At 36.2% G+C, this 20,609-nt stretch carries 20 protein-coding genes; 4 read left to right on the top strand and 16 right to left on the bottom strand.

The window, feature by feature from the left end; translation table 11 throughout:
* Window positions 1–27: 27 nt before the first annotated feature.
* Window positions 28–684, bottom strand: coding sequence for a peptide-methionine (S)-S-oxide reductase MsrA (gene msrA / locus GQO80_RS07585; protein ID WP_157207747.1), 657 nt, complete (start codon window positions 682–684; stop codon window positions 28–30).
* Window positions 685–998: 314 nt separating this feature from the next.
* Here msrA and GQO80_RS07580 point away from each other — a divergent pair, with 314 nt between their 5' ends.
* Window positions 999–2,918: a glycoside hydrolase family 97 protein gene (locus GQO80_RS07580; protein WP_157207746.1), complete on the top strand. Its 1,920-nt coding sequence runs from the start codon at window positions 999–1,001 to the stop codon at window positions 2,916–2,918.
* Between the two features lie 235 nt (window positions 2,919–3,153).
* Here the strand turns inward: GQO80_RS07580 and GQO80_RS07575 are convergent, their stop codons facing one another.
* Both GQO80_RS07575 and GQO80_RS07570 read right to left on the bottom strand, forming a co-directional pair.
* Window positions 3,154–3,936 carry a zinc ribbon domain-containing protein gene (locus GQO80_RS07575; RefSeq protein ID WP_157207745.1) on the bottom strand — a complete coding sequence of 261 codons (783 nt, stop codon included), beginning with the start codon at window positions 3,934–3,936 and terminating at the stop codon, window positions 3,154–3,156.
* Between the two features lie 3 nt (window positions 3,937–3,939).
* Window positions 3,940–5,034 carry a Nif3-like dinuclear metal center hexameric protein gene (locus GQO80_RS07570; RefSeq protein WP_157207744.1) on the bottom strand — a complete coding sequence of 365 codons (1,095 nt, stop codon included), beginning with the start codon at window positions 5,032–5,034 and terminating at the stop codon, window positions 3,940–3,942.
* Between the two features lie 131 nt (window positions 5,035–5,165).
* Between GQO80_RS07570 and lpxK the strand changes: the two genes are divergently transcribed.
* Window positions 5,166–6,170 carry a tetraacyldisaccharide 4'-kinase gene (gene lpxK, locus GQO80_RS07565; RefSeq protein ID WP_157207743.1) on the top strand — a complete coding sequence of 335 codons (1,005 nt, stop codon included), beginning with the start codon at window positions 5,166–5,168 and terminating at the stop codon, window positions 6,168–6,170.
* Here lpxK and GQO80_RS07560 read toward each other — a convergent pair.
* The 6 genes from GQO80_RS07560 to GQO80_RS07535 all read right to left on the bottom strand — a co-directional run bounded on the left by GQO80_RS07560 (window position 6,167) and on the right by GQO80_RS07535 (window position 12,374).
* Window positions 6,167–8,362, bottom strand: coding sequence for an ATP-binding protein (locus tag GQO80_RS07560; protein ID WP_232333131.1), 2,196 nt, complete (start codon window positions 8,360–8,362; stop codon window positions 6,167–6,169). The two genes, lpxK and GQO80_RS07560, sit on opposite strands and share 4 nt — an antisense overlap.
* A gap of 63 nt (window positions 8,363–8,425) precedes the next feature.
* Entirely contained in the window at window positions 8,426–9,442 is a 1,017-nt protein-coding gene (gene gap / locus GQO80_RS07555; RefSeq protein WP_157207741.1) for a type I glyceraldehyde-3-phosphate dehydrogenase, read from the bottom strand.
* 3 nt (window positions 9,443–9,445) lie between these two features.
* On the bottom strand, window positions 9,446–10,327 hold the full coding sequence (lipA, locus tag GQO80_RS07550) for a lipoyl synthase (RefSeq protein WP_157207740.1): 882 nt from the start codon (window positions 10,325–10,327) through the stop codon (window positions 9,446–9,448).
* Window positions 10,328–10,518: 191 nt separating this feature from the next.
* Window positions 10,519–11,061: an RNA polymerase sigma factor gene (locus tag GQO80_RS07545; RefSeq protein WP_157207739.1), complete on the bottom strand. Its 543-nt coding sequence runs from the start codon at window positions 11,059–11,061 to the stop codon at window positions 10,519–10,521.
* Entirely contained in the window at window positions 11,052–12,164 is a 1,113-nt protein-coding gene (locus GQO80_RS07540; RefSeq protein WP_157207738.1) for a glycosyltransferase, read from the bottom strand. Before GQO80_RS07540 ends, GQO80_RS07545 begins: the two co-directional genes overlap by 10 nt.
* A gap of 6 nt (window positions 12,165–12,170) precedes the next feature.
* The gene (locus GQO80_RS07535; RefSeq protein ID WP_157207737.1) at window positions 12,171–12,374 is read right to left on the bottom strand and encodes a membrane or secreted protein; all 204 of its coding nucleotides are present in this window, start codon (window positions 12,372–12,374) and stop codon (window positions 12,171–12,173) included.
* A gap of 233 nt (window positions 12,375–12,607) precedes the next feature.
* Between GQO80_RS07535 and aqpZ the strand changes: the two genes are divergently transcribed.
* Complete coding sequence (gene aqpZ / locus GQO80_RS07530) at window positions 12,608–13,294, top strand: aquaporin Z (RefSeq protein WP_157207736.1); 687 nt, start codon at window positions 12,608–12,610, stop codon at window positions 13,292–13,294.
* Between the two features lie 158 nt (window positions 13,295–13,452).
* On the opposite strand, the gene GQO80_RS07525 is transcribed toward aqpZ, so the two are convergent.
* The 6 genes from GQO80_RS07525 to GQO80_RS07500 form a co-directional block, all read right to left on the bottom strand.
* On the bottom strand, window positions 13,453–14,241 hold the full coding sequence (locus tag GQO80_RS07525; RefSeq protein WP_157207735.1) for an anti-sigma factor: 789 nt from the start codon (window positions 14,239–14,241) through the stop codon (window positions 13,453–13,455).
* An 11-nt stretch (window positions 14,242–14,252) separates the two neighbouring features.
* Window positions 14,253–14,783, bottom strand: coding sequence for an RNA polymerase sigma factor (locus GQO80_RS07520; protein ID WP_157207734.1), 531 nt, complete (start codon window positions 14,781–14,783; stop codon window positions 14,253–14,255).
* A gap of 68 nt (window positions 14,784–14,851) precedes the next feature.
* Window positions 14,852–15,865, bottom strand: coding sequence for a UDP-N-acetylmuramate dehydrogenase (murB, locus tag GQO80_RS07515; RefSeq protein ID WP_157207733.1), 1,014 nt, complete (start codon window positions 15,863–15,865; stop codon window positions 14,852–14,854).
* A gap of 437 nt (window positions 15,866–16,302) precedes the next feature.
* Complete coding sequence (locus GQO80_RS07510) at window positions 16,303–16,641, bottom strand: HepT-like ribonuclease domain-containing protein (RefSeq protein ID WP_157207732.1); 339 nt, start codon at window positions 16,639–16,641, stop codon at window positions 16,303–16,305.
* Window positions 16,634–16,927 carry a nucleotidyltransferase family protein gene (locus GQO80_RS07505; RefSeq protein WP_317163227.1) on the bottom strand — a complete coding sequence of 98 codons (294 nt, stop codon included), beginning with the start codon at window positions 16,925–16,927 and terminating at the stop codon, window positions 16,634–16,636. The genes GQO80_RS07510 and GQO80_RS07505 overlap by 8 nt, the downstream gene beginning before the upstream one ends.
* A gap of 238 nt (window positions 16,928–17,165) precedes the next feature.
* Entirely contained in the window at window positions 17,166–18,356 is a 1,191-nt protein-coding gene (locus tag GQO80_RS07500) for a pyridoxal phosphate-dependent aminotransferase (protein WP_157207730.1), read from the bottom strand.
* 126 nt (window positions 18,357–18,482) lie between these two features.
* Here GQO80_RS07500 and GQO80_RS07495 point away from each other — a divergent pair, with 126 nt between their 5' ends.
* Window positions 18,483–19,832: a PDZ domain-containing protein gene (locus GQO80_RS07495; RefSeq protein ID WP_157207729.1), complete on the top strand. Its 1,350-nt coding sequence runs from the start codon at window positions 18,483–18,485 to the stop codon at window positions 19,830–19,832.
* Window positions 19,833–19,870: 38 nt separating this feature from the next.
* Here GQO80_RS07495 and GQO80_RS07490 read toward each other — a convergent pair whose 3' ends face one another.
* A complete protein-coding gene (locus GQO80_RS07490) occupies window positions 19,871–20,299 on the bottom strand; it encodes a DUF1573 domain-containing protein (protein ID WP_157207728.1) in 429 nt (142 codons plus the stop codon).
* Between the last annotated feature and the right edge of the window lie 310 nt (window positions 20,300–20,609).

Here is a 20,609-nt window from a genome sequence, read left to right as displayed (position 1 = left end):
TATAAGGCACTCGCCCTATAGCTTATATCACTTATTTTCCTTTAACAAATCGGGGAATTTTGCCTTAAACCTGTTTAATCTTGGTATTGAAACATTTTGAATATAACTGTTGTTTGGGTGAAGACGTTCGTAGTTTTGATGGTAATCTTCAGCCCTCCAAAATTTTTGAAACGGATAAACTTCGGCAGCGATAGTAGCATTTAATTTTTTAGCTAAAGCATCCTTCTTTTTTAAAATGATTTGTTTCTGTTCATCATTTTGGTAAAAAATAATCGAACGGTATTGTGACCCCCTATCATTGCCTTGTCCATTCACTTGGGTTGGATTTTGCGAGCCAAAATACACATCGACCAAAGTTTCAAAACTCACAATATTGGGGTTGTAAATAACCTCAACAGCTTCTGCATGTCCTGTTTTACCAGTATTACTGGCTTCATAGGTTGGATTTTGCGTATGGCCGCCAGAATAGCCGCTAATTACTTCATCAACACCTTTAACGCTTTCATAAATAGCTTCAACGCACCAAAAGCAACCACTGGCAAAATATGCCTTTGCCTTTCCGTTTTTTGTAGGAACCTCAACAGGTTTTGCATTTAAAATGGCCTCTTGTGCCTTCGGGGTCTGTGCTTTATTCTCACAGCTAAATGCTATGGTGATAAGGCACGCTACTATTATTTTTTTCATAGGAAACGGATGTTTTTTATTTCATATAAGGTAAAAATGTGATGCTTTTCACATTTATTTTGTAATAGACGAATAAAAATTAAAATCCTTAAAATTTTATTGGTTTTTTTCATAAAAAAAAGCATTTTCCTAAAATTTGAGACGTTTTTTTTATTATCTATAAGTAACCAATTCAAATCGTCATGCTTTAAAATCAGACTTAAAGTACCGATTTACAAAAATTTCAAAGAACTTAGTTTAACTTTTAGTGGACACTAATGATAATTTATTTAAAAAATCTTCTATCTTTACAAGTGTAATAAAAACACTTATAAATGAAAACTAAAATTTCAATACTTATTTCCGTAGTTCTACTTATTTCATGTGGTATCAAAAAAGAAGATTTAATATTTGAAAATCAAGACAAATCGATAAAAATGGTTTTTGATTTTGATGTTAATAAAACTCCATTTTACAAAGTTCTGTATAATGATGAAATAGTGCTAGATTCATCAAGATTAGGAATTATTAGAGAAGATGCCAATTTTTATGATAACCTAAAAATAATCAGTGCTTCAGAATCAAAAAAAATCTCTGAAAATTACACGATGTTACAAGGAAAAAGAAAAAATATTACTTATTCTGCAAATCAATATACAGTGCATTTACAAAATGATACAGGAAATTTAATGGATATAATTTTTCAATTATCTGATGATGGTATTGCATTTAGATATTATTTTCCTGATACTTCAACAGACATAAAAAAAATAGTTGAAGAAAAAACAACATATAATTTTAAACAAAATACCAAAGCCTGGTTACAACCCATGTCTAAAGCAAAAACAGGATGGGAAAGTACAAATCCTTCTTATGAAGAGCATTATCAAATGCATATACCTATAAACTCTAAATCTCCTATTGGAGAGGGTTGGGTATATCCAGCTTTATTTAATTCAAATAACACTTGGTTTTTAATCACGGAATCTTGTCTTCATGAAAATTATTGCGGTTCCAGGTTAGTTTATAATGAAACTCAAAAAGCCATGCAAATTGCATTTCCGCAAAAGGAAGAAATTTTTCCAGATGGTGCATTAAATCCTGAATCTGTATTGCCTTGGTACACGCCATGGCGTATTGTAACAATAGGAAATTTAAAAACCATAACAGAAAGCACCTTAGGCACTGATGTGGCAGATAAAGCCATTGACATAGACACTTCATTTATTGAAAGTGGATTAAGTTCATGGAGTTGGGTTTTATTGAAGGATGAATTTACAAACTATGATACTTCCATAAAATTTATAGACTACGCTGCCAAAATGAAGTGGAACTATTGCTTAATTGATGCCGATTGGGATACAAGAATTGGTTTTGAAAAAATGAAGGAATTGGCAGATTATGGAGCTTCAAAAAATGTAAAAGTATTGGTTTGGTATAACTCATCAGGTTCTTGGAATACAACTCCATACCATCCTAAAAGCAAATTACTCACCCATGAAGACCGCGTAAAGGAATTTACTAAATTAAACCAAATGGGAATTGCTGGCATTAAAGTTGATTTTTTTGGCGGTGACGGACAATCTATGATTGCCTATTATCACGGTATTTTAAAAGATGCTGCTAAACACAAACTTATGGTTAATTTTCATGGTGCTACTTTACCAAGAGGCTGGCAACGCACTTACCCAAATTTATTAACCACTGAAGCTATTAAAGGCGAAGAGTTTATTACCTTTTTTCAAGAAAATGCCGACTTACAACCCAGCCATTGTGCTATGTTACCTTTTACTCGAAATGCTTTTGACCCTATGGACTTTACGCCCATGGTTTTAGATTCCATTCCTAATATTAACAGAAAAACAACGCCTACTTTTGAATTGGCTTTACCCGTTTTATTTTTATCGGGAATACAGCATATTGCCGAAACGCCAGAAGGAATGGCAAAACAACCTCAATTTGTAATTGACTATTTAAAAGATATTCCAACCAATTGGGACGACTCTAAGTTTATTACAGGGTTTCCAGGAAAAGATGTAATTATTGCCAGAAAAAAAGATAACACTTGGTTTGTAGTTGGAATAAATGGTGAAAACAAAGCAAAAGAATTTATAATAGATGTTTCTTTTGTTTCAAAAGAAAATGGTTTTTTAATTAGTGAAGATGAAAATGGATTTAATCAAAAAACAATAAAACCAGTTTCCAATTTAACAATAAAAATGAAACCATACGGAGGTGTTGTTGTGAAGTTTTAAAATAGAAATTTTAAGCATAAAAAAGAGAGCGATCTGCCCTCTTTTTTATGCCTTTCAACCCGTTGTGTACAATTATTTTTTAAAGTCAACATTTATTAGTTTGAATTAAAAAAGTTGATTTTAAATAATTAAACCCCATTACCTAAAAATTAAAATCCTTAAAATTTTATTGGCTTTTTTTCATAAAAAAAGCCCTCATTACTGAAGGCCCTAATTTTATATTAAGAAAATGGGGTTAGCTTAATTTAGCAAACAACTTTTCCATTTTTTCCTTTTCTTCTTCGGCTAGTTGGGCGTCCACTAAAATACGTCCGCTGTGCTCATCGGTAATAACTTTTTTTCGGGCGGCAATTTCAACTTGAATTTGAGGTGGAATGGTAAAGAACGACCCGCCTGAAGCGCCTCTTTCAATTGGCACAACCGCTAACCCGTTTTTTACGTTTTTACGAATTCTTACATAGGCCGCAACCAAGCGCTCTTCTATTTGTTGCTTATATTCCTTTGATTTTTCTATTAAGGCATTTTCCTCTTTTTCGGTTTCTGCCAAAATAGCGTCCAACTCTCCTTTTTTATGCTTTAAATGGTTTTCACGCTCTTTTAAGCGCTCCTTGGTTTCGGCAATAACCTCTTTTTTCTGTTCAATTTGTGCTTTGTGCTCTTTTATATGCTTTTCGGCCAATTCAATTTCCAGTTCTTGAAATTCAACTTCCTTGGTTAGCGAATTAAACTCCCTGTTATTCCTAACATTTTTTTGTTGTTCGGCATATTTTTTCATTAAAGATTTAGACTCTTCAATTTGATTCTTTTTAGCGTGGATATCGTTATCAATAACCTCTAAACTTGAAACCAATTTTTCTAATCTTATGTTTAATCCAGCAACTTCGTCTTCTAAATCACGAACTTCTAAAGGAAGCTCTCCGCGAACATTCTTTATTTCGTCTATTCGCGAGTCTATTAGTTGTAAATCGTATAACGCTCTTAAACGCTCTTCAACAGTTAATTCTTTACTTTTAGCCATACTTTAAAAATACTTAACAGGATTGGTGTTTGTCTTTGATAAAATGATTGCAAAATTAGTAATTTTTTTTGTAAGATGCGCTACTAAACCATTTTTTGTGAACTGCTCACTTTCATAATGCCCCACATCAACCAAAAGGAGCTTATTTTCGTCCATAAAAAAATCGTGGTATTTCAAATCGGCCGTTATAAAAGCTTCAGCTCCAGCACGTTTGGCCGCTTCAATGGCAAAACTACCAGAACCGCCCAGAACGGCGATTTTTTTTATTTTTTTGTTTAAAAACGACGAATGTTTGATGCATTTTGCTTCCATTTTTTGTTTTATGAACGCTAAAAAATCCTGTTCATCCAAAGCTTCTTCCAATTCGCCCACCATACCCATACCAATATGTTGGTTTTTATTTTCTAATGTTGTTACTTCATACGCCACTTCTTCATAGGAATGGTTTTGAAAAAGCGCCCTAAGTATTTCTTGCTCTAAATGCTTTGGAAACGTGATGCTGATTTTGGTTTCCGCTTCAGTGTGCATCTGTTCTTTTTGTCCTATGCTGGGGTTTGAATGTTCATTTCCCTTATAAGTTCCGTACCCTTCTACATTAAAACTGCAGTTAGAGTAGTTGCCAATGTTGCCACCACCCGAATTAAACAAAGCGTTCCTTAGGTGTTCTGCTTCCGCTTTTGGCACGTAAGTAGTTAGCTTTTTTATAGTTTCGGTCTGCGGAATTAAAATGCGCCTGTTTTTTAATTGTAATCTACTGCAAATCATATCGTTAACACCTTTAAAGGCGTTATCTAGGGCCGTATGCATGCTGTAAATGGCGATGTCGTGCTTAATGGCTTTCATTACCGCGCGTTCAACGTAGGTGGCGCCCGTTAATTTTTTCAATCCTTTAAAAATAATGGGGTGGAAACTCACAATAAGGTTACAGTTTTCCTGTATGGCTTCATCCACCACTGTTTCCAAAGTGTCCAAAGCGACCAGAACACCTGTGATTTCGCTCTGTTTATTGCCAACCAAAAGCCCCACATTATCAAAATCCTCGGCATAAGCTAAAGGTGCCAGTTCTTCTAAATGGTTTATAACATCTTGAACTATCATGCTTTTATTTGTTTGTATCAAAGATAAAATATTATTTTCGCTATGATGAAACATCTGTAACTAAAAAAAATTGCCGCAATGCATCAATAAGGCATTAGCTAATTGGCGGCAAAACTAATTTGTATAAACACATGAAATTTATAAGAACCATCTCCTTCCCGTTTGTGCCCGTTTATTATGCGGTATCGCGGTTACGAAATATGCTGTATGATTTGGGATTAAAAAAATCGATGTCTTATGATTTTCCGGTGATTTGTGTGGGCAATTTAAGTGTTGGAGGCACCGGAAAAACGCCCATGATCGAATATTTAATCGATGTACTGAAAACCGATTATAGAGTAGCCACTTTAAGCAGGGGTTACAAACGGAAAAGCAAAGGTTTCCAGTTGGCCGATGCTACCTCGACCGCCGAAACTTTGGGCGATGAACCCTTCCAATTTTACAATAAGTTTAAAGATAGCGTTCAAATTGCCGTTGATGCCGATAGAGTACACGGCATAAAATTGTTAAGGTCGCTTAAAAACCCTCCGGAAGTTATTTTGTTGGACGACGCGTTTCAGCACCGAAAAGTAAACGCAGGATTAACAATTTTGCTTACTACCTACCAAAATCCGTTTTTTTCAGATTATGTATTGCCAACGGGCAACCTACGCGAGCCTAAAAGCGGCGCAAAACGGGCAGATATTATTGTGGTTACAAAATGCCCCGAGCATATAAACACCGAAGACAAAAAGAGGTTTTTGAAGAAAATTTCGCCCGAAACGAATCAGCAGGTTTTTTTTAGTGCCATTAATTATGCCAACGAGGTAATCGCATCTGAAAACAAAAAGGGCATGGATGAAATTTCAAATTTTACATTGGTAACCGGTATTGCCAACGCCCATCCGCTGGTGGACTTTCTGAATAAAAAACATTTAAAATTCGAGCATTTAAACTTTAAGGACCACCATGAGTTTTCGCCGCAAGATATTGCAACCTTAGAAAAAAAGGAACTCATAGTAACCACGGAAAAGGATTTTATGCGCCTAAGGCACTACGATGCTTTAAAGAAAAAATTGTATTACTTGCCCATTCATATTAGCATTGATGATGCCGACGCCTTCAAGAAGCTGGTACACAATTTTATAAAGGCTTAAACCGGAGCGCCCTTTTTAGAGGCAAGGGCTTGGTAGAGTTTTTTCTCGAACTCTTCCTGTTTAAATGGTTTCGGGATGATGTCGGTAAAACCGGCTTCCTCAAACTCTTGCATTTTATCCTCAATGGTCACGGCGGTAAGCGCAAAAATAACTTGCTCCTTATCAAACGACCTTACAATTTTTGTGGCTTCAATACCGCTTATCCCGGGCATGTGGATGTCCATTAAAACAATATCATATTTGTTGTTGCGAATCATATCAACGGCATCTTCCCCATTATCAATAATATCGCATTTAAGCTGCATTTTGGTTAAGATTTTTTTGGTAATCATTTGGTTTATTTTATTGTCTTCAACCACCAAAATCTTCACGTTTTCAATATTTAGTTCTTCGGTATTGCCATCAAAATAGTTGGTTTTAACTTCCTTGGCTTCTTCAACCGAGGTGTATTCCATAGGAATTTCAAAATAAAACGTGGTGCCTTTTTCCAGTTCACTTTTAACGTAAATTTTTCCTTTTAAAATGTCTATCAGTCCTTTAACAATGGAAAGCCCCAATCCGGTACCCCCATATTTTCTGTTTATCTGGATAGAACCTTGCGAAAAACTTTCAAACATATTGTCCTGTTTTTCTTGGCTAATGCCTATACCGTTATCTTCAACTTCAAAGCGCACGGTGTATATTTTGCCCGTTTCTTCAATTTTATAAACGCGTATCCATATATCGCCGTCTTTGGTGAACTTAATGGAATTGCCTATTAAATTGATAAGGATTTGCGAGATTTTTAACTGGTCGGCAATAAAGTTCTCTGGAAGGTTTTTATCAAATTCAAAATGGATTTTGATGTTATTATCATTGGCCGAATTGTTTAATGCCAGAATAATGTTGTTTATTTTTTTCTTTAAATTGAACGGTTCTGGTTCGATATCTACTTTATTGGCTTCAATTTTATTGATTTGAAGAATATCGTTGATGAACGTAAGCAAATAATCGCCCGAAAATTTCAAGGATTTTAAATGCTGGATCTGTTCGGGTTTGGGGTTTTCTTCCAATAGCATATTGCTCAAACCGGTAACAGCGTACAGCGGTGTTCGAAGCTCGTGCGTTACGGTTGAGAGGAAATTGGCCTTGGTTTTTGATGCCAGTTCCGCTTTTTCCTTGGCAATAATAAGCTCTGCATTTTTTTTGTGGAGCATGTTATTGGTTTTTAACCTGATGTTGTTGTTTTTATAGAGCGAAAGGGTAAGCAACGAAAGAATGGTAATTAAGGCAACGCTTAAAATGGAAATTAAGGTGCTCAGGTTATTGTCGTCTTCGGCTTTTTCTAGCTTTTGAACAATTTCGCTGTTCTTTTGGTTGGCCTCGTTCAACAAATATTGTACTTCTTGTTCTTTCGATGAATTGGCTCGTTTTAAACCTCTTAAGGAATCGGATAGAAACAGGTGTTTTTCCAAATAATCTCTTGACGATTTATAGTCGGTTGTAATATTGTAAATATCACTTAGCACCAGATAGCCTTCTGATAGAATAATGAAAAGTTTGTTCAATTTTGCCAATTTCACGCCCTCATTGGCAGCGGCCAAGGCTTTATCGATATTGTTCAACTTGCTATAAACGATACCGTGCGAAATCAACGCCTCACTTTCTGTTCGAACAAAGCCCTCTTTTCGTGCCAGCGCCAAGGCCTGTTCGATAACATCGCGCGCTTTGGTATAGTTTTTTAATTTAATAAATGTTTTTCCTTCACACAACAGCACCTCAGCCAACTCTGCATTTAAACTTTCTTGCTCAAACAACGATTTAGAGGCTGTGTAAGAATCAAGAGCTAAGTTGTATTCCTTTTTGGCACTATACACATCCCCAAAAATTTTATACGATTTGCCCAAGTTTTCACTATCATTTATAAGTCTTTGAATTTCAATAGCTTTTGTAAGCGATTTTATGGCCTTATCTTCATCTTCAATAATGTGCTGAAGTTTCCCTTTGATGGTATAAATTATGGCAATGCTTTTTTTGTTATCGGATTGTTCGGCCAAATTTAATGCTTCGTCCAAATTCTGTTGGGCCTTATAATAGTTGAAGCTTTCCAACTCGGTTTGCGCCTGCGAAATGCGATAATTGATGCTGTTTTGAAGCAATTCAGGATCTTCCTCAATGGTTTTTTGAGACGAAACCGTAATGCTGAAAAGCATAACAAGAATGTATATACAGCTTTTAACTTTAAACATTTTATTAAATATCACGGACAAATATAATTATTTTATCGATAAACAACACTTTTTTTCCGATAAATTGCGTATTAAGTCAATAATTCTTTTTGAATAGCCGGTTTCATTATCGTACCAACCAATAATTTTAACCATATTTCCTATAACAGAAGTCATGCCAGCATCAAAAATACAGGAATGGGTGTTCCCTACAATATCTATGGAAACTATGGGGTCTTCGGTATATTCCAAAATACCCTTATATCTATTTTTGGAAGCATCCTTAAAGGCTTGATTGATGGCTTCAATGGAAACCGTTTGTTTAACATTGAAGGTTATATCGGTTAACGAACCATTGATAACGGGCACGCGAATTCCGCACCCGCCAATAACGTTTGAAAGTTCGGGGAAAATTTTGGTCAATGCCTTTGCCGCTCCCGTTGTGGTGGGCACGATAGATTGTGCCGCAGCTCGCGAACGGCGTAAATCGCGATGGGGCTGGTCGTGCAAACTTTGGTCGGTTGTATAAGAATGAACCGTTGTAATGTATGCCTGATTGATGCCACATAGCGTGTTAATGATTTCAATCATGGGTGCTGCATTATTGGTGGTGCACGACGCGTTGGAAATAATGGTCTCCCTGCCGTTAATACTGGCATCATTAACGCCCATAACAATGGTTTTAATATCATCGTCCAAAGGGGGCACGCTTAAAATAACACATTTTGCACCGTTGGCAAGGTGGTGGTGTAAATCTGCTTTAGACTTAAACTTGCCAGTAGCTTCAATAACGAAATCGACATGGAAAGGGTTCCAATCAATCGCACTTGGATGGTTGCAATTCAATAATGCAATTTTTCTGCCATTAACTATGATATGGTTTTCATCATGCGTAACAGTGCCGTTGAAAAGACCGTGTACGCTATCATATTTAAGCAAATGGCTTAGCGTTTTGGCATCGGCCAAATCGTTGATGGCCACTATTTGAACATCCTGATAATCTTGAAGCAGCCTAAAAACGCGCCTGCCTATCCTGCCAAAGCCATTAATGGCAATATTGACCATAACCTAATGAATATGTTTTTGAGCTTTATAGGAAGAGCGCACCAAAGCACTACTTTCTACATGGCGAAATCCTAAATCCAAACCAATTTCCTCATATTCTTTAAATTGATCCGGATTCACAAAATGCTTAACGGGCAAATGTTTTTTACTTGGCTGAAGGTATTGCCCAATAGTAACCACATCCACATCGTGGGCTTTTAAATCGTGAAGCGTTTGAATGACCTCTTCGCGGGTTTCGCCCAAACCAAGCATGATGCCCGATTTTGTGCGCCGTTGCCCCTGTTGTTTCAAATACTTTAAAACCCCCAAGCTACGGTCGTATTGCGCCTGTATTCGTACTTCGCGCGTTAACCTTCTTACGGTTTCTATGTTGTGCGATACCACTTCTGGGGCTACTGCAATAATGCGATCCAAATGCTGCTCAACCCCTTGAAAATCGGGAATAAGGGTTTCCAACGTTGTTTCGGGGTTCATTCTTCTCACAGCTTTAACGGTTTCGGCCCACATAATGCTTCCCATATCCTTTAAATCATCTCTATCAACACTGGTTAAAACTGCATGTTTGATATGCATTAGCTTTATGGAACGTGCTACTTTTTCTGGTTCATCCCAATCTACACTATCCGGTCTGCCCGTTTTCACACCGCAAAACCCGCAAGAACGCGTGCAAATGTTTCCTAAAATCATAAAGGTAGCAGTTCCTTCGCCCCAGCACTCGCCCATGTTGGGGCAACTGCCCGAGGTGCAAATGGTATTCAAACTATATTTATCAACCAAGCCACGAAGTTCGGTGTATTTTTTTCCTGTTGGAAGTTTTACACGCAGCCACTTTGGTTTTACAATACGTTCGTCGGGTAAAATATTTGAAACGGTTTCAGAATCCATGTCTTAAAAATAAAGCAACAAAGATACAAAGTATTCTTTTAAAATCTTTCTATAAAGTAACGAGAAGCCGGATGCCCGATTCATTTAAAAAGAATCCATGCCCACCAACATTGCAGAACTATTTTATGGAATGGTATGTTCCTTTGAAACGAACACCTATTGAAGGAATCGCGTAAAAAAGGAACTTTCCACTAACCTTGAATAATTTCGGCCAACAATTTTTTGGCACGCAACAACTTTACTTTTACATTATTGATAGGTTCCTGGAGCTGTATGGAGATTTCCTTGTAGCTCAATTCTTGAAAATACCGCAGATTGATAATTTCTTGGTAATGGGGCTTTAATTTTTTTATGTCGCGAAGCAACTTAGCCAAATGCTGTTCGGTAATTAGCTCATCTTCCGGGGAAGGCGATTCATCTAAAATTTGATATACCGATTTATCATCATTGGAAGTAACCTGTGAAATGGAGTTTTTCTCTTTCCGCAATAAATCGATATAAATGTTTTTTGAAATGGTGATTAACCAGGTTTTAAACTTGTAGGTTTCATCAAATGTTTCAATTCTATCAAAAGCCCTAGAAAAGGTTTGAATGGTAACATCTTCAGCATCATTTTCGTTTTGGATGCGCTTTAATTGAAAACCATACACATCATCCCAATAGGTATCCAACAAGAAATTAAACGCTTTTTGGTCGTTTTTCTTGGCTCGTTTAATGGCTTCGCTTATTTCCAATGATTTGGTTTTGATACAAGATTATTTATAAAGATAGTTAATTGTACCGTAATTAAAAAGATTTCAAAAAACGGAAGCAACCAAATAAGGTCATTTTCCCCCAATTTCTTTGCCGATATTCCAAAAACGACATAGTGTAAAATCATGCGCAACAGAAACAAGCCCAAAATAAGTTGCCATTGAAAGGTTGTTGCCAATAAAACCACGGCACAAACCCAGAAAAGCAAATTACTGATATACAACACCGTTAACAACACTTTGTGGCTCAACTTATAATATTTTGCCGTTGAAATGTGCCTCCTTTTTTGTTTCATCCAATGTTTGAAGGTGGTTTTGGGTACCGACATGGTGAAACTGTTTTTTGAAAAACAGATGGCCGTATTGCTTTTTGTGGCTACTTGGTTAACAAACAGGTCGTCATCGCCCGAACGTACTTTTATATGATTGATAAATCCGTTGGCTTTAAAAAACTCGTTTTTGGCATAGGCCAAATTTCGGCCAACACCCATATAGGGCAACCCTGCTTTAGCGAACGAAAAATAATGCACGGCGGTAACCAAGGTTTCAAAACGAATGAGCTTATTTAAAAACGATTTTTTAATTTTTGAATAGGCACCATACCCTAAAACAAGGGTTTGCTCGGTATTAAAACAAGCGGCCATTTCTTGTATCCAGTATTTTGAAACAGGTTCGCAATCGGCATCTGTAAACAATAAGTGCTCATATTTTGAAGCTTTAATACCAAGTGTTAAGGCATATTTTTTATTGCCCCAAAAGGCTTCAATATTTTTTACATCAACAATTTTTATGTTATTGTGTTCGGCCGCAAAGGCTTCCATAACCTCAAGGGTATCATCGGAAGAAGCATCGTTAATTAAAACAACCTCAAAAAGGGGATAGTCTTGTGATAAAACCGAGGGCAAAAATTTCTTTAGGTTTTCTTCTTCATTTTTGGCACAAATAATAACCGAAATACTTACGGCCTTTGGGGAATGGGTTGTGGACTTTAAAAAAGCAAATTTTCCGAAGAAACCTAAATAATAAACAACTTGAATAACAACTAGGGCTATGAAGCCGTAGCAAACAAAATCAAGTAAACCCATAAAATTTTAAGAGTGTTGAGGTTCGTTACAATCCTTGAATTGGTCGGGGGTTTTTCCGCAAAAACCACAACTTTCGCCATTTTTGTTTAGCATGGGGTTTTGGCTGGCGCAAGTGCCCGAAAATTTACCATCCTTTTTGGCCCAAAGTTTAATGGCAATTCCTGCAATTCCTAACCCTAATAATGCAATGGTAATTAAAAGAAGTTTCATGTACTTATATTATATATTATTGCACGGACACACGCAACATCCATATAATCCATTTTTTTAAAAGATTATATTTAGGTAATGGATGTGCCTTTTAAATTGTTTTTGCAAAGATAACGTATTTGCCAATAATTTATATGGGAATGATATGGCGAATGTGACAAAATCGTTTTTTTTGTGTCTAATCCACTAATAATAAGTATATTTAGCTTACTAACCTTTAAAATACTAAATTTATGAAAAAATTGTTTGCCGAGTTTTTTGGCACATTTTGGCTTGTTTTTGGTGGCTGCGGAAGCGCTATTTTTGCCGCCGGTTTTCCAGACTTAGGAATTGGTTTTGTTGGAGTAGCGTTGGCATTCGGCTTAACCGTATTAACCATGGCTTACGCTGTTGGCCATATTTCTGGCGCACACTTTAACCCTGCTGTTACCATTGGGTTATGGATTGGCGGAAAATTTGATGCAAAAAATGTGCTTGGGTACATTATTGCCCAGTTAGTTGGGGCTATTGCCGCAGCTGGGGTATTGTATTTAATTGTTTCCGGAAAATCGGACTTTGTTGATATTGGTGGGTTTGCCGCCAATGGCTACGACCAATTATCGCCTGGAGGCTATAGCATGGTTTCGGTATTAATAACCGAATTTACGCTAACCATGTTTTTCCTGTTAATTATTTTAGGCAGCACATACCCCAAGGCACCTGCTGGTTTTGCCGGTATTGCCATTGGTTTGGCATTAACGCTTATTCATTTAATTAGTATTCCCATTTCCAACACCTCGGTTAACCCTGCACGATCTACAAGTCAGGCATTATTTGCGGGTGCCGATTATACCAACCAACTGTGGCTGTTTTGGTTAGCGCCCATTGCCGGGGCCATTGTTGCGGGCTTAATACATAAGGCACTGTTTGTAAAGGAATAAACGGAAAGTACAAAGTACAAAGTTAGACGTACGAAGTTAAAAGTACGACGTTAAAAGTACGACGTTAAAAGTACAACGTTAAAAGTATAGCATAAAAAAGCCTCATTTGATATTCAAAAAATGAGGCTTTTTCTTGAGGGATTTTTATTTGTGTTCAATTATTTTAAATCTATTTCGGCTACCATATTATTTAATGATGCCACGGTATTGCCGCCTTTAGGCTCTATGGTAATGTTAAGGGCAAGGGCATTTTCGGTATAGGGTAATATTTTAAGTTGCCTGTCGGCTTCGGTTAAAATGCCCAAACTTACCATTTTACCTTGCAATTCAGCCCAAATTTGGTAGCATTGGTTTTCGGGTAATTTTGGCAAGGATACCACATCAATCATCGATGTTTTTTCTTTAGGGTTGATGTATGCCACGGTTTTAAGGTTTTTCGCTCGGTTATTGCCCTGCATGATGTATTTATAGGTATTTGGGTCGTTAAGTTCCTTAAATTGTTGCATGATATTATCCAACTTTTTGTTGTTTGCTGCAATATCGCTGCGCAAATCAAAAATCTCGTCAACTACCACTTGGTTTTCCTCGTTCAAACGTTGGTTTTGATGGTAGAATATATAGGAAGTTCCTGCAAACATAAAGGCGATAACACTTGCTGCAACGCTAAATTTATACCATGCCTTATATTTTTTTGTCACGTTCAATGTTACAACGGGCTTATCATCCAAAGTATCCAAAATAGAACTTAATACGCTTCTGGGAGCTTCAACCGCATTTCTTTTTGAAACAATTTCGAGGTTGTATTGTAAGGTTGTATAGGCATTTTGAACTTCGGGATATTTTGAAACATAAGACTCTACCAACTCGGTTTCGGCAGTAGTAGTGTTGCCCAATAGATATTTTTCTAGGAGGCCCGAATTTAAAAAAGTAGTTGTTTTCGCATTCATCACGTTTTTAATTAAGGATTATAGATTTTTTTCAATTCACGTAATCCAATTTTCAATCTCGATTTTATGGTGCCCAACGGAATATCGAGTTCTTCACTGGCTTCCTGTTGGGTCATGCCCTCAAAAAAGAGTGCATTAATAATAATTTGATATTTCTCGTCCAAACTACCCAAGTGTTTTTGCATGTCCATAACATCTTGATTTAACTCGTCCGCAGATATTTTATATACGTTTGAAGTTTCTATCTGGACTTCATTACCATCCTTATTTTTTTGCGACCTAACCTTGTCTATCGCCGTATTATAGGCAATTCTGTAAAGCCACGTAAACAATTTTGCCTTATCGGGATCGTATTTTTTTGAGTAGCGCCATATTTTGATAAAACTTTCCTGAAGCACATCTTGGGCGGTATCATCATCCGCAATAATTTTTTTTATAACCCCATACAATGCATCGGCATAGTTGTCGTACAGCAAGGTAATGGCCTTTTTATCGCCACGTTCCAATAAGGTAACTATTTCCTTTTCAATGGGTGAAATCAAGATGGTTAGTTTTTAAAAGTTGAAAAATGAACGGTTGAAAAATACCAAAGTTAGAAATTTCTTTGATATTAAAGGATATTTACTTCAGCTTCTATTGAAATGCCAAAGAGGCGTTCGATGGTTTTTTGAATGAGCTCTGAAAGTTTCAAAATATCCGAACCTTTTGCATTTCCATAATTTACCAGAACCAATGCTTGGTTTTTATGAACCCCATAATCATCAAATCGCTTGCCTTTAAAACCCGCTTTTTCTATAAGCCAACCTGCGGGAATTTTAACATACTCGTTTGAAATTGGATAATTTGGCATATCCGGAAAATTTTGAAGGAGGTTTTGGTAGTGCGATTTTTGCACCATTGGGTTTTTAAAAAAACTGCCGCTATTGCCAATTTCCTTTGGATTTGGCAATTTGCTCTCGCGAATGGCAATGACCGCTTTTGAAATATCTTGGATGGTTGGAATTTTAATTTGCATAGCTTCCAATTCTGAAGCGATGGTGCCATAATGGATGTGTAGTTGATGGTTGCGCTTGGTAAGCTGAAACGTAACACTGGTGATGATGTATTTTCCCTTGGCTTCATTTTTGAAAATAGAGTTTCTATAATCAAAATGGCAATCGGTTTTTTTGAAGGTTTCAATGGTTTGGTTTTCAATTGAAATGGCTTCACACGCATAAAAAACATCTTTCAGTTCTACCCCATAAGCACCAATATTCTGTATGGGAGCCGTACCCACATTTCCAGGGATTAACGATAGGTTTTCAACACCTCCAAAATCGTTATGGATACAATACATAACAAACTCATGCCAAACTTCGCCCGCCGCTGCTTTTACGAATACAAAATCATCATTTTCCGAAACTATTTCAATCCCTTTTAAGTTGACATGAATTACAAGTCCGTTAAAATTCTGCGTAAGCAACATATTGCTACCGCCCCCTAAAACAAGCTTGTTTGGGTAATTTTTTAATGTTAACACCTGCCGTAAATCTTCCATAGTTGAAACTTCAACAAAATGGCTGGCTAGCGCATCGAGACCAAAGGTATTGTATGGTTTTAATGATATGTTTTGTTTTATTTTCACAAGTTATGGTGTTTTTGCAATGTGTTTTGAGATAAAACACAAAACGCTTATGTGTAAGTATAATTGTGTGCTGAAATAAGGAAAAAATAAAAACTGCATAGAAATTTTGGAAGGAATTGGTTAAGTAGGCTCGAATTAAGCAATTAATTTTATCACATTGTTATACAAGGTTTTTATTTCATAATGTTTATTTCGTTCAGTTTAGATTCTTTTGATAGCTTTACTTTTTCAACATAAAAAAAATCGCCTTAAAAGTCTAATCCTGAATTTTTAAGAGCCTGAAAAGTTGTTGTTTGTTAATTCCATCGCCTCAAGAAATTCGTAATTCAAGGTTTCTCCAAAATATTGGTTTACTATCTTTTAATTTATATAATTTTTTTAGAATTAATTAGCGTTTCTCAAACTGTTTTATGACTCCGCGTGTTGCGCGCTACCCTTTATTCATCAAGCAGTCTGGTTACTTCATCTTTCAATCTGGGTAAATGATTTATCACAATACTCCAAATCAAATCATCTGATATTTTATCATATCCGTGAATTATCCTGTTACGTGTACCTATAATTTTGTCAACGTTATCAAGTTTAAAATCTTTGTCCTTTTTAAGTATTCGATTAGCTGCTTCACCAATTATTTCCAAATTACGCTCAATGGCTCTTTTTGTCTTAGTGTCAGAAATGTACTCCTTAAAAATCCTTGGTTTTTTACCATAGTAACTGTCAATCTCATTTATTGATTGTAGGATGTCATAAAGAAAGGTTTTAACATCATTATCCATAAATCATTTGTTTAGATGAGTCGATGGATTTTCTTAAATATGGATTTTTAATAGCTTTATCTTCAAGCAAGTCTATTGGTCTTTTAAATAATTTTTCCAAAGATGCTTTTAAATCAAAATAATTGTCTGCATAATCATAAAGTTCTACTCCAGTGAAATCAACAATTAAGTCAATGTCACTTGACTTTTTAAAATTATCAGTCAAAATTGAACCAAATACAAATAATCTAGCCACTTTATGTTTGTTACATAAGGTTCTAATCTTATCAATATTTTTATCAATCATTCTCATGCATTAAAAATACAAACTTTTTTAATCATACCAAAAATTATCAACTTGTAGCGATTTTCATAGTTTGCTCAAAACAATGTTTATGCATACAGGTTTAGGGAGTTTATTTAGGAAGTTTTCCAAAAAAAAAACTGCTTTTGAAATATACGGCATCCGGACAGGCAACGCAACGACAGGCTATAATTATATTCTTAAAAACGACTAAAATCTACAATTATTTAGGCTTAAAAAACTAATCCTTATAAACCTTTAAGGCTTCTTTTATTATATGTACCGCTTTTATTAGACTTTCTTTATTAAGCACGTAAGCGATGCGTACTTGGTTTAAACCCAAACCCGGTGTGGAGTAAAATCCGCCCGCAGGAGCTACCATTACGGTTTCGCCATTAATATCGAAATGTTCCAACAACCACTGTGCAAAATCATCGGAGTTTTTTATGGGCAACTCCACAATGCAATAAAAAGCGCCTTTGGGTTTTGCTACACGCACGCCTTCAATTTTTTGTAATTCCGTAATTAAAGTATCGCGGCGTTCCACATATTCAGCAATCACATCATCAAAATAACTTTGGGGCGTATCCAAGGCGGCCTCACTGGCTATTTGTGCGTAGGTTGGCGGACTTAAACGTGCTTGGGCAAATTTTAAAACCGTTTTTAAAACGAGCTTGTTTTTTGAAACCAGACACCCTACGCGCGCACCGCACATGCTGTAACGCTTTGATACCGAATCAATTACCACAGCATGTTCTTCCAAACCAGCTACCTGCATAATGGAATAGTGTTGGTTTCCATCATAAACAAATTCACGGTACACTTCATCGGCAACCAAAAACAAATCGTGTTTAATGGCTAATGCGGCCAGTTTTTCAATCTCTTCTTTAGAATATAAATAACCTGTTGGGTTTCCAGGGTTGCAAATTAAGATGGCCTTTGTTTTTGGTGTGATCAATTTTTCAAAGGTTTCAATGGAAGGCAATGCAAAATTGTCGTCAATAGAACAAACGGCAGGCACCACATTTACACCCGACGACGTTGAAAAGGCAATATAATTGGCATAAAAAGGTTCGGAAATAATAACCTCATCGCCCGGATCCATAATGCTGCTAAACAAAAAAAGCAAGCCTTCACTGGCACCGGTGGTTACCACAATATCCTTATGCGACACTTCAATATCAAATTTATGATAATAGGCCGCCAGTTTTTTTCGATAAGCATCAGAGCCTTCCGATCTGGAATAAGAAAGAATTTCAACATCATTGTCTTTTACTGCCTTTAAGGCAACTTCGGGGGTTTTAATATCGGGTTGCCCTATGTTTAGATAGTATATAAATTTCCCCTTTTTCGCAGCCTTTTCTGCGTAAGGCACTAATTTACGAATGGGCGACTCTGGCATTAAAAGACCTTTTCTGGATATTGTTGGCATTTTTTTTTATTATGAGGCGCAAAGTTGAGAAAATTATCTTAAAGTTTTTTTAAAAAACAGTTTAAAAATAAACATGGTGTACCAAAGATTTGTAATTTCAATAAACCTAACGTGTTGTTATTCTTTATGAAAAGATTTATATGCTATTGTCTCTTTATTCTGGTTTCTGGAAATTTATGTCTGGCACAGGCTGCTTTCCATGTTCAAAACAAACGGCAAACCACCAAGGTTAAATTCAAGCTTATTAATAACCTCATCATCATTCCTGTTGAAATTAACGGTATTACCTTGTCTTTTTTATTGGATACTGGCGTTAGTAAACCCATAATTTTTAGTTTTTTGAATGTGTCGGATACCTTGAATATTAGAGAAACCGAAACCCTGTTTTTAAGAGGATTGGGCGAAGGCGAAGCTGTAAAAGCATTAAAATCGAAAAACAATATGGTTAAAATTGGCGATGCCATTAAACTGAATCAAGATTTACACGAGTTATTTGATGCCGATTTGAACCTAACGCCCCGACTGGGCGTGCCTGTACATGGTGTTATTGGTTTCGATTTATTTAAGGATTTGATTATAGAAATAAACTATGCAAGAAAGTACATGACGCTTACCAACCCCGAACAATTCAAACCCAGACCATGCAAAAATTGTGAGGTTTTAAATTTGGAATTTCACAACAACAAGCCCTACCTGAATGCTGAAATTAGCGAAAACGGAAACACAATTCCCGTTAAATTATTAATAGATTCCGGTGGAAGCGATGCGCTATGGCTATTTGAAAACGATTCGCTGGGCATAAAATCAAAACCAAACTATTTTAACGATTTTCTTGGTTATGGCCTTAGCGGCAGTGTGTATGGTAAACGCACCACTATTGACGCGCTCCATCTTAAAAGTTTTATGCTTAAAAATGCCAATGTCGCCTATCCCGACAATGCGTCCATTTCATCGGCAAAAAAAATAAAGAGCAGAAACGGTACGGTAGCAGGAAACATTCTAAAACGCTTCAATTTGATTTTCGATTACCAAAATGCCACGGTCATTCTTAAAAAAAATGGTTTATTTAAAGAGCCCTTTAGTTATAATAAAAGCGGCATTGAATTGGCTTATGATGGCGTACGATATGTTAAGGAAATGGACAACAAAACCTCCAACAGAATTGAGGAAACCAAAAATGGCGATGCCACCAACAGCATTAAAATCATTCTGGCACCTAAATACAAACTGTCCTTGAAACCAGCGTATGCTATTGTTGAACTTAGAACCGACTCGCCTGCTTACAAGGCTGGATTGATGTTAAATGATGTGGTACTTGCCATAAATGGAAAACCTGCCCATGCATTCACCTTACAACAAATAACCCACATGTTTTATGATGATGATGGCAAGCGCATTAGGCTTACCGTTGATAGAAACGGCAAGGAACTGTCTTTTAATTTTCACTTAAAATCGCCCTTAAACACAAAACCCTAAACGTTTGTTTAGGGCTTGTATATTAAATTACAGGTAGTTTACTTTTGTTGTACGATGCTTTTATCTTTCTTTTCCAGCACATTTTCTGCTTTAGAATCAATAACTTCACCTTTAATTTTTAAGGCCACGGTGGGCGTATCGGCATTAGAGATAACCGTAACCGTTTTTCTAATTGGGTTTACGCGATTGGTGTCGTACTTAACCTCAATTTGTCCCGTTTTTCCCGGTAAAATGGGGCCTTCCGGCTTTTTGGGGATTGTACAACCACAACTAGAGGTTACTTGCGAAATAATTAACGGAGCATCACCAGTATTTGTAAATTCAAACACGCGCACGCCATTGGAGCCTTTTTCAATGGTACCATAATCAATAGTATCCGATTTAAACTCGATTTTGGCAACTTTGTTTTGGGCATTTACGGCTAGACTTACGAAACCGATAAATAAAATGGTAATCAATTTTTTCATTTTTATTTGTTTTTATTTTTAATGTTATTTTAATTAATTGGCTTATTACTCGATTGAAAAACAATAAAACCAACCTATTTTGAGCTAAAATTCACGCCAAACATACTTATTTTTTCCATAAAAAGCAAAAATGACGGATGAAATGCATCTTTCGAGTAAATTTCAACGGTTAAAAGTACATATATCTTTTCTAATTCAATTCTTAAAAATTGTTAAAATAGCACTAAAACAATTTTATCAATCTTTATAATACCTTTTATAGAAAAGGAAATATAAGTACTTTTGCACAACATGATTCAAAAACTATTCC

This window comes from Mariniflexile maritimum, assembly GCF_009746565.1.
Classification (GTDB): Bacteria; Bacteroidota; Bacteroidia; order Flavobacteriales; family Flavobacteriaceae; genus Mariniflexile; species Mariniflexile maritimum.
This window is presented reverse-complemented; position numbering and strand designations above follow the sequence as displayed.

Excerpts from the sequence above, each read along its gene's own strand:
- msrA (WP_157207747.1), bottom strand. The coding sequence starts at position 684 with ATGAAAAAAATAATAGTAGCGTGCCTTATCACCATAGCATTTAGCTGT.
- GQO80_RS07580 (WP_157207746.1), top strand. The coding sequence starts at position 999 with ATGAAAACTAAAATTTCAATACTTATTTCCGTAGTTCTACTTATTTCA.
- GQO80_RS07575 (WP_157207745.1), bottom strand. The coding sequence starts at position 3,936 with ATGGCTAAAAGTAAAGAATTAACTGTTGAAGAGCGTTTAAGAGCGTTA.
- GQO80_RS07570 (WP_157207744.1), bottom strand. The coding sequence starts at position 5,034 with ATGATAGTTCAAGATGTTATAAACCATTTAGAAGAACTGGCACCTTTA.
- lpxK (WP_157207743.1), top strand. The coding sequence starts at position 5,166 with ATGAAATTTATAAGAACCATCTCCTTCCCGTTTGTGCCCGTTTATTAT.
- GQO80_RS07560 (WP_232333131.1), bottom strand. The coding sequence starts at position 8,362 with ATGCTTTTCAGCATTACGGTTTCGTCTCAAAAAACCATTGAGGAAGAT.
- gap (WP_157207741.1), bottom strand. The coding sequence starts at position 9,442 with ATGGTCAATATTGCCATTAATGGCTTTGGCAGGATAGGCAGGCGCGTT.
- lipA (WP_157207740.1), bottom strand. The coding sequence starts at position 10,327 with ATGGATTCTGAAACCGTTTCAAATATTTTACCCGACGAACGTATTGTA.
- GQO80_RS07540 (WP_157207738.1), bottom strand. The coding sequence starts at position 12,164 with ATGGGTTTACTTGATTTTGTTTGCTACGGCTTCATAGCCCTAGTTGTT.
- GQO80_RS07535 (WP_157207737.1), bottom strand. The coding sequence starts at position 12,374 with ATGAAACTTCTTTTAATTACCATTGCATTATTAGGGTTAGGAATTGCA.
- aqpZ (WP_157207736.1), top strand. The coding sequence starts at position 12,608 with ATGAAAAAATTGTTTGCCGAGTTTTTTGGCACATTTTGGCTTGTTTTT.
- GQO80_RS07525 (WP_157207735.1), bottom strand. The coding sequence starts at position 14,241 with ATGAATGCGAAAACAACTACTTTTTTAAATTCGGGCCTCCTAGAAAAA.
- GQO80_RS07510 (WP_157207732.1), bottom strand. The coding sequence starts at position 16,641 with ATGGATAATGATGTTAAAACCTTTCTTTATGACATCCTACAATCAATA.
- GQO80_RS07505 (WP_317163227.1), bottom strand. The coding sequence starts at position 16,927 with ATGATTGATAAAAATATTGATAAGATTAGAACCTTATGTAACAAACAT.
- GQO80_RS07500 (WP_157207730.1), bottom strand. The coding sequence starts at position 18,356 with ATGCCAACAATATCCAGAAAAGGTCTTTTAATGCCAGAGTCGCCCATT.
- GQO80_RS07495 (WP_157207729.1), top strand. The coding sequence starts at position 18,483 with ATGAAAAGATTTATATGCTATTGTCTCTTTATTCTGGTTTCTGGAAAT.
- GQO80_RS07490 (WP_157207728.1), bottom strand. The coding sequence starts at position 20,299 with ATGAAAAAATTGATTACCATTTTATTTATCGGTTTCGTAAGTCTAGCC.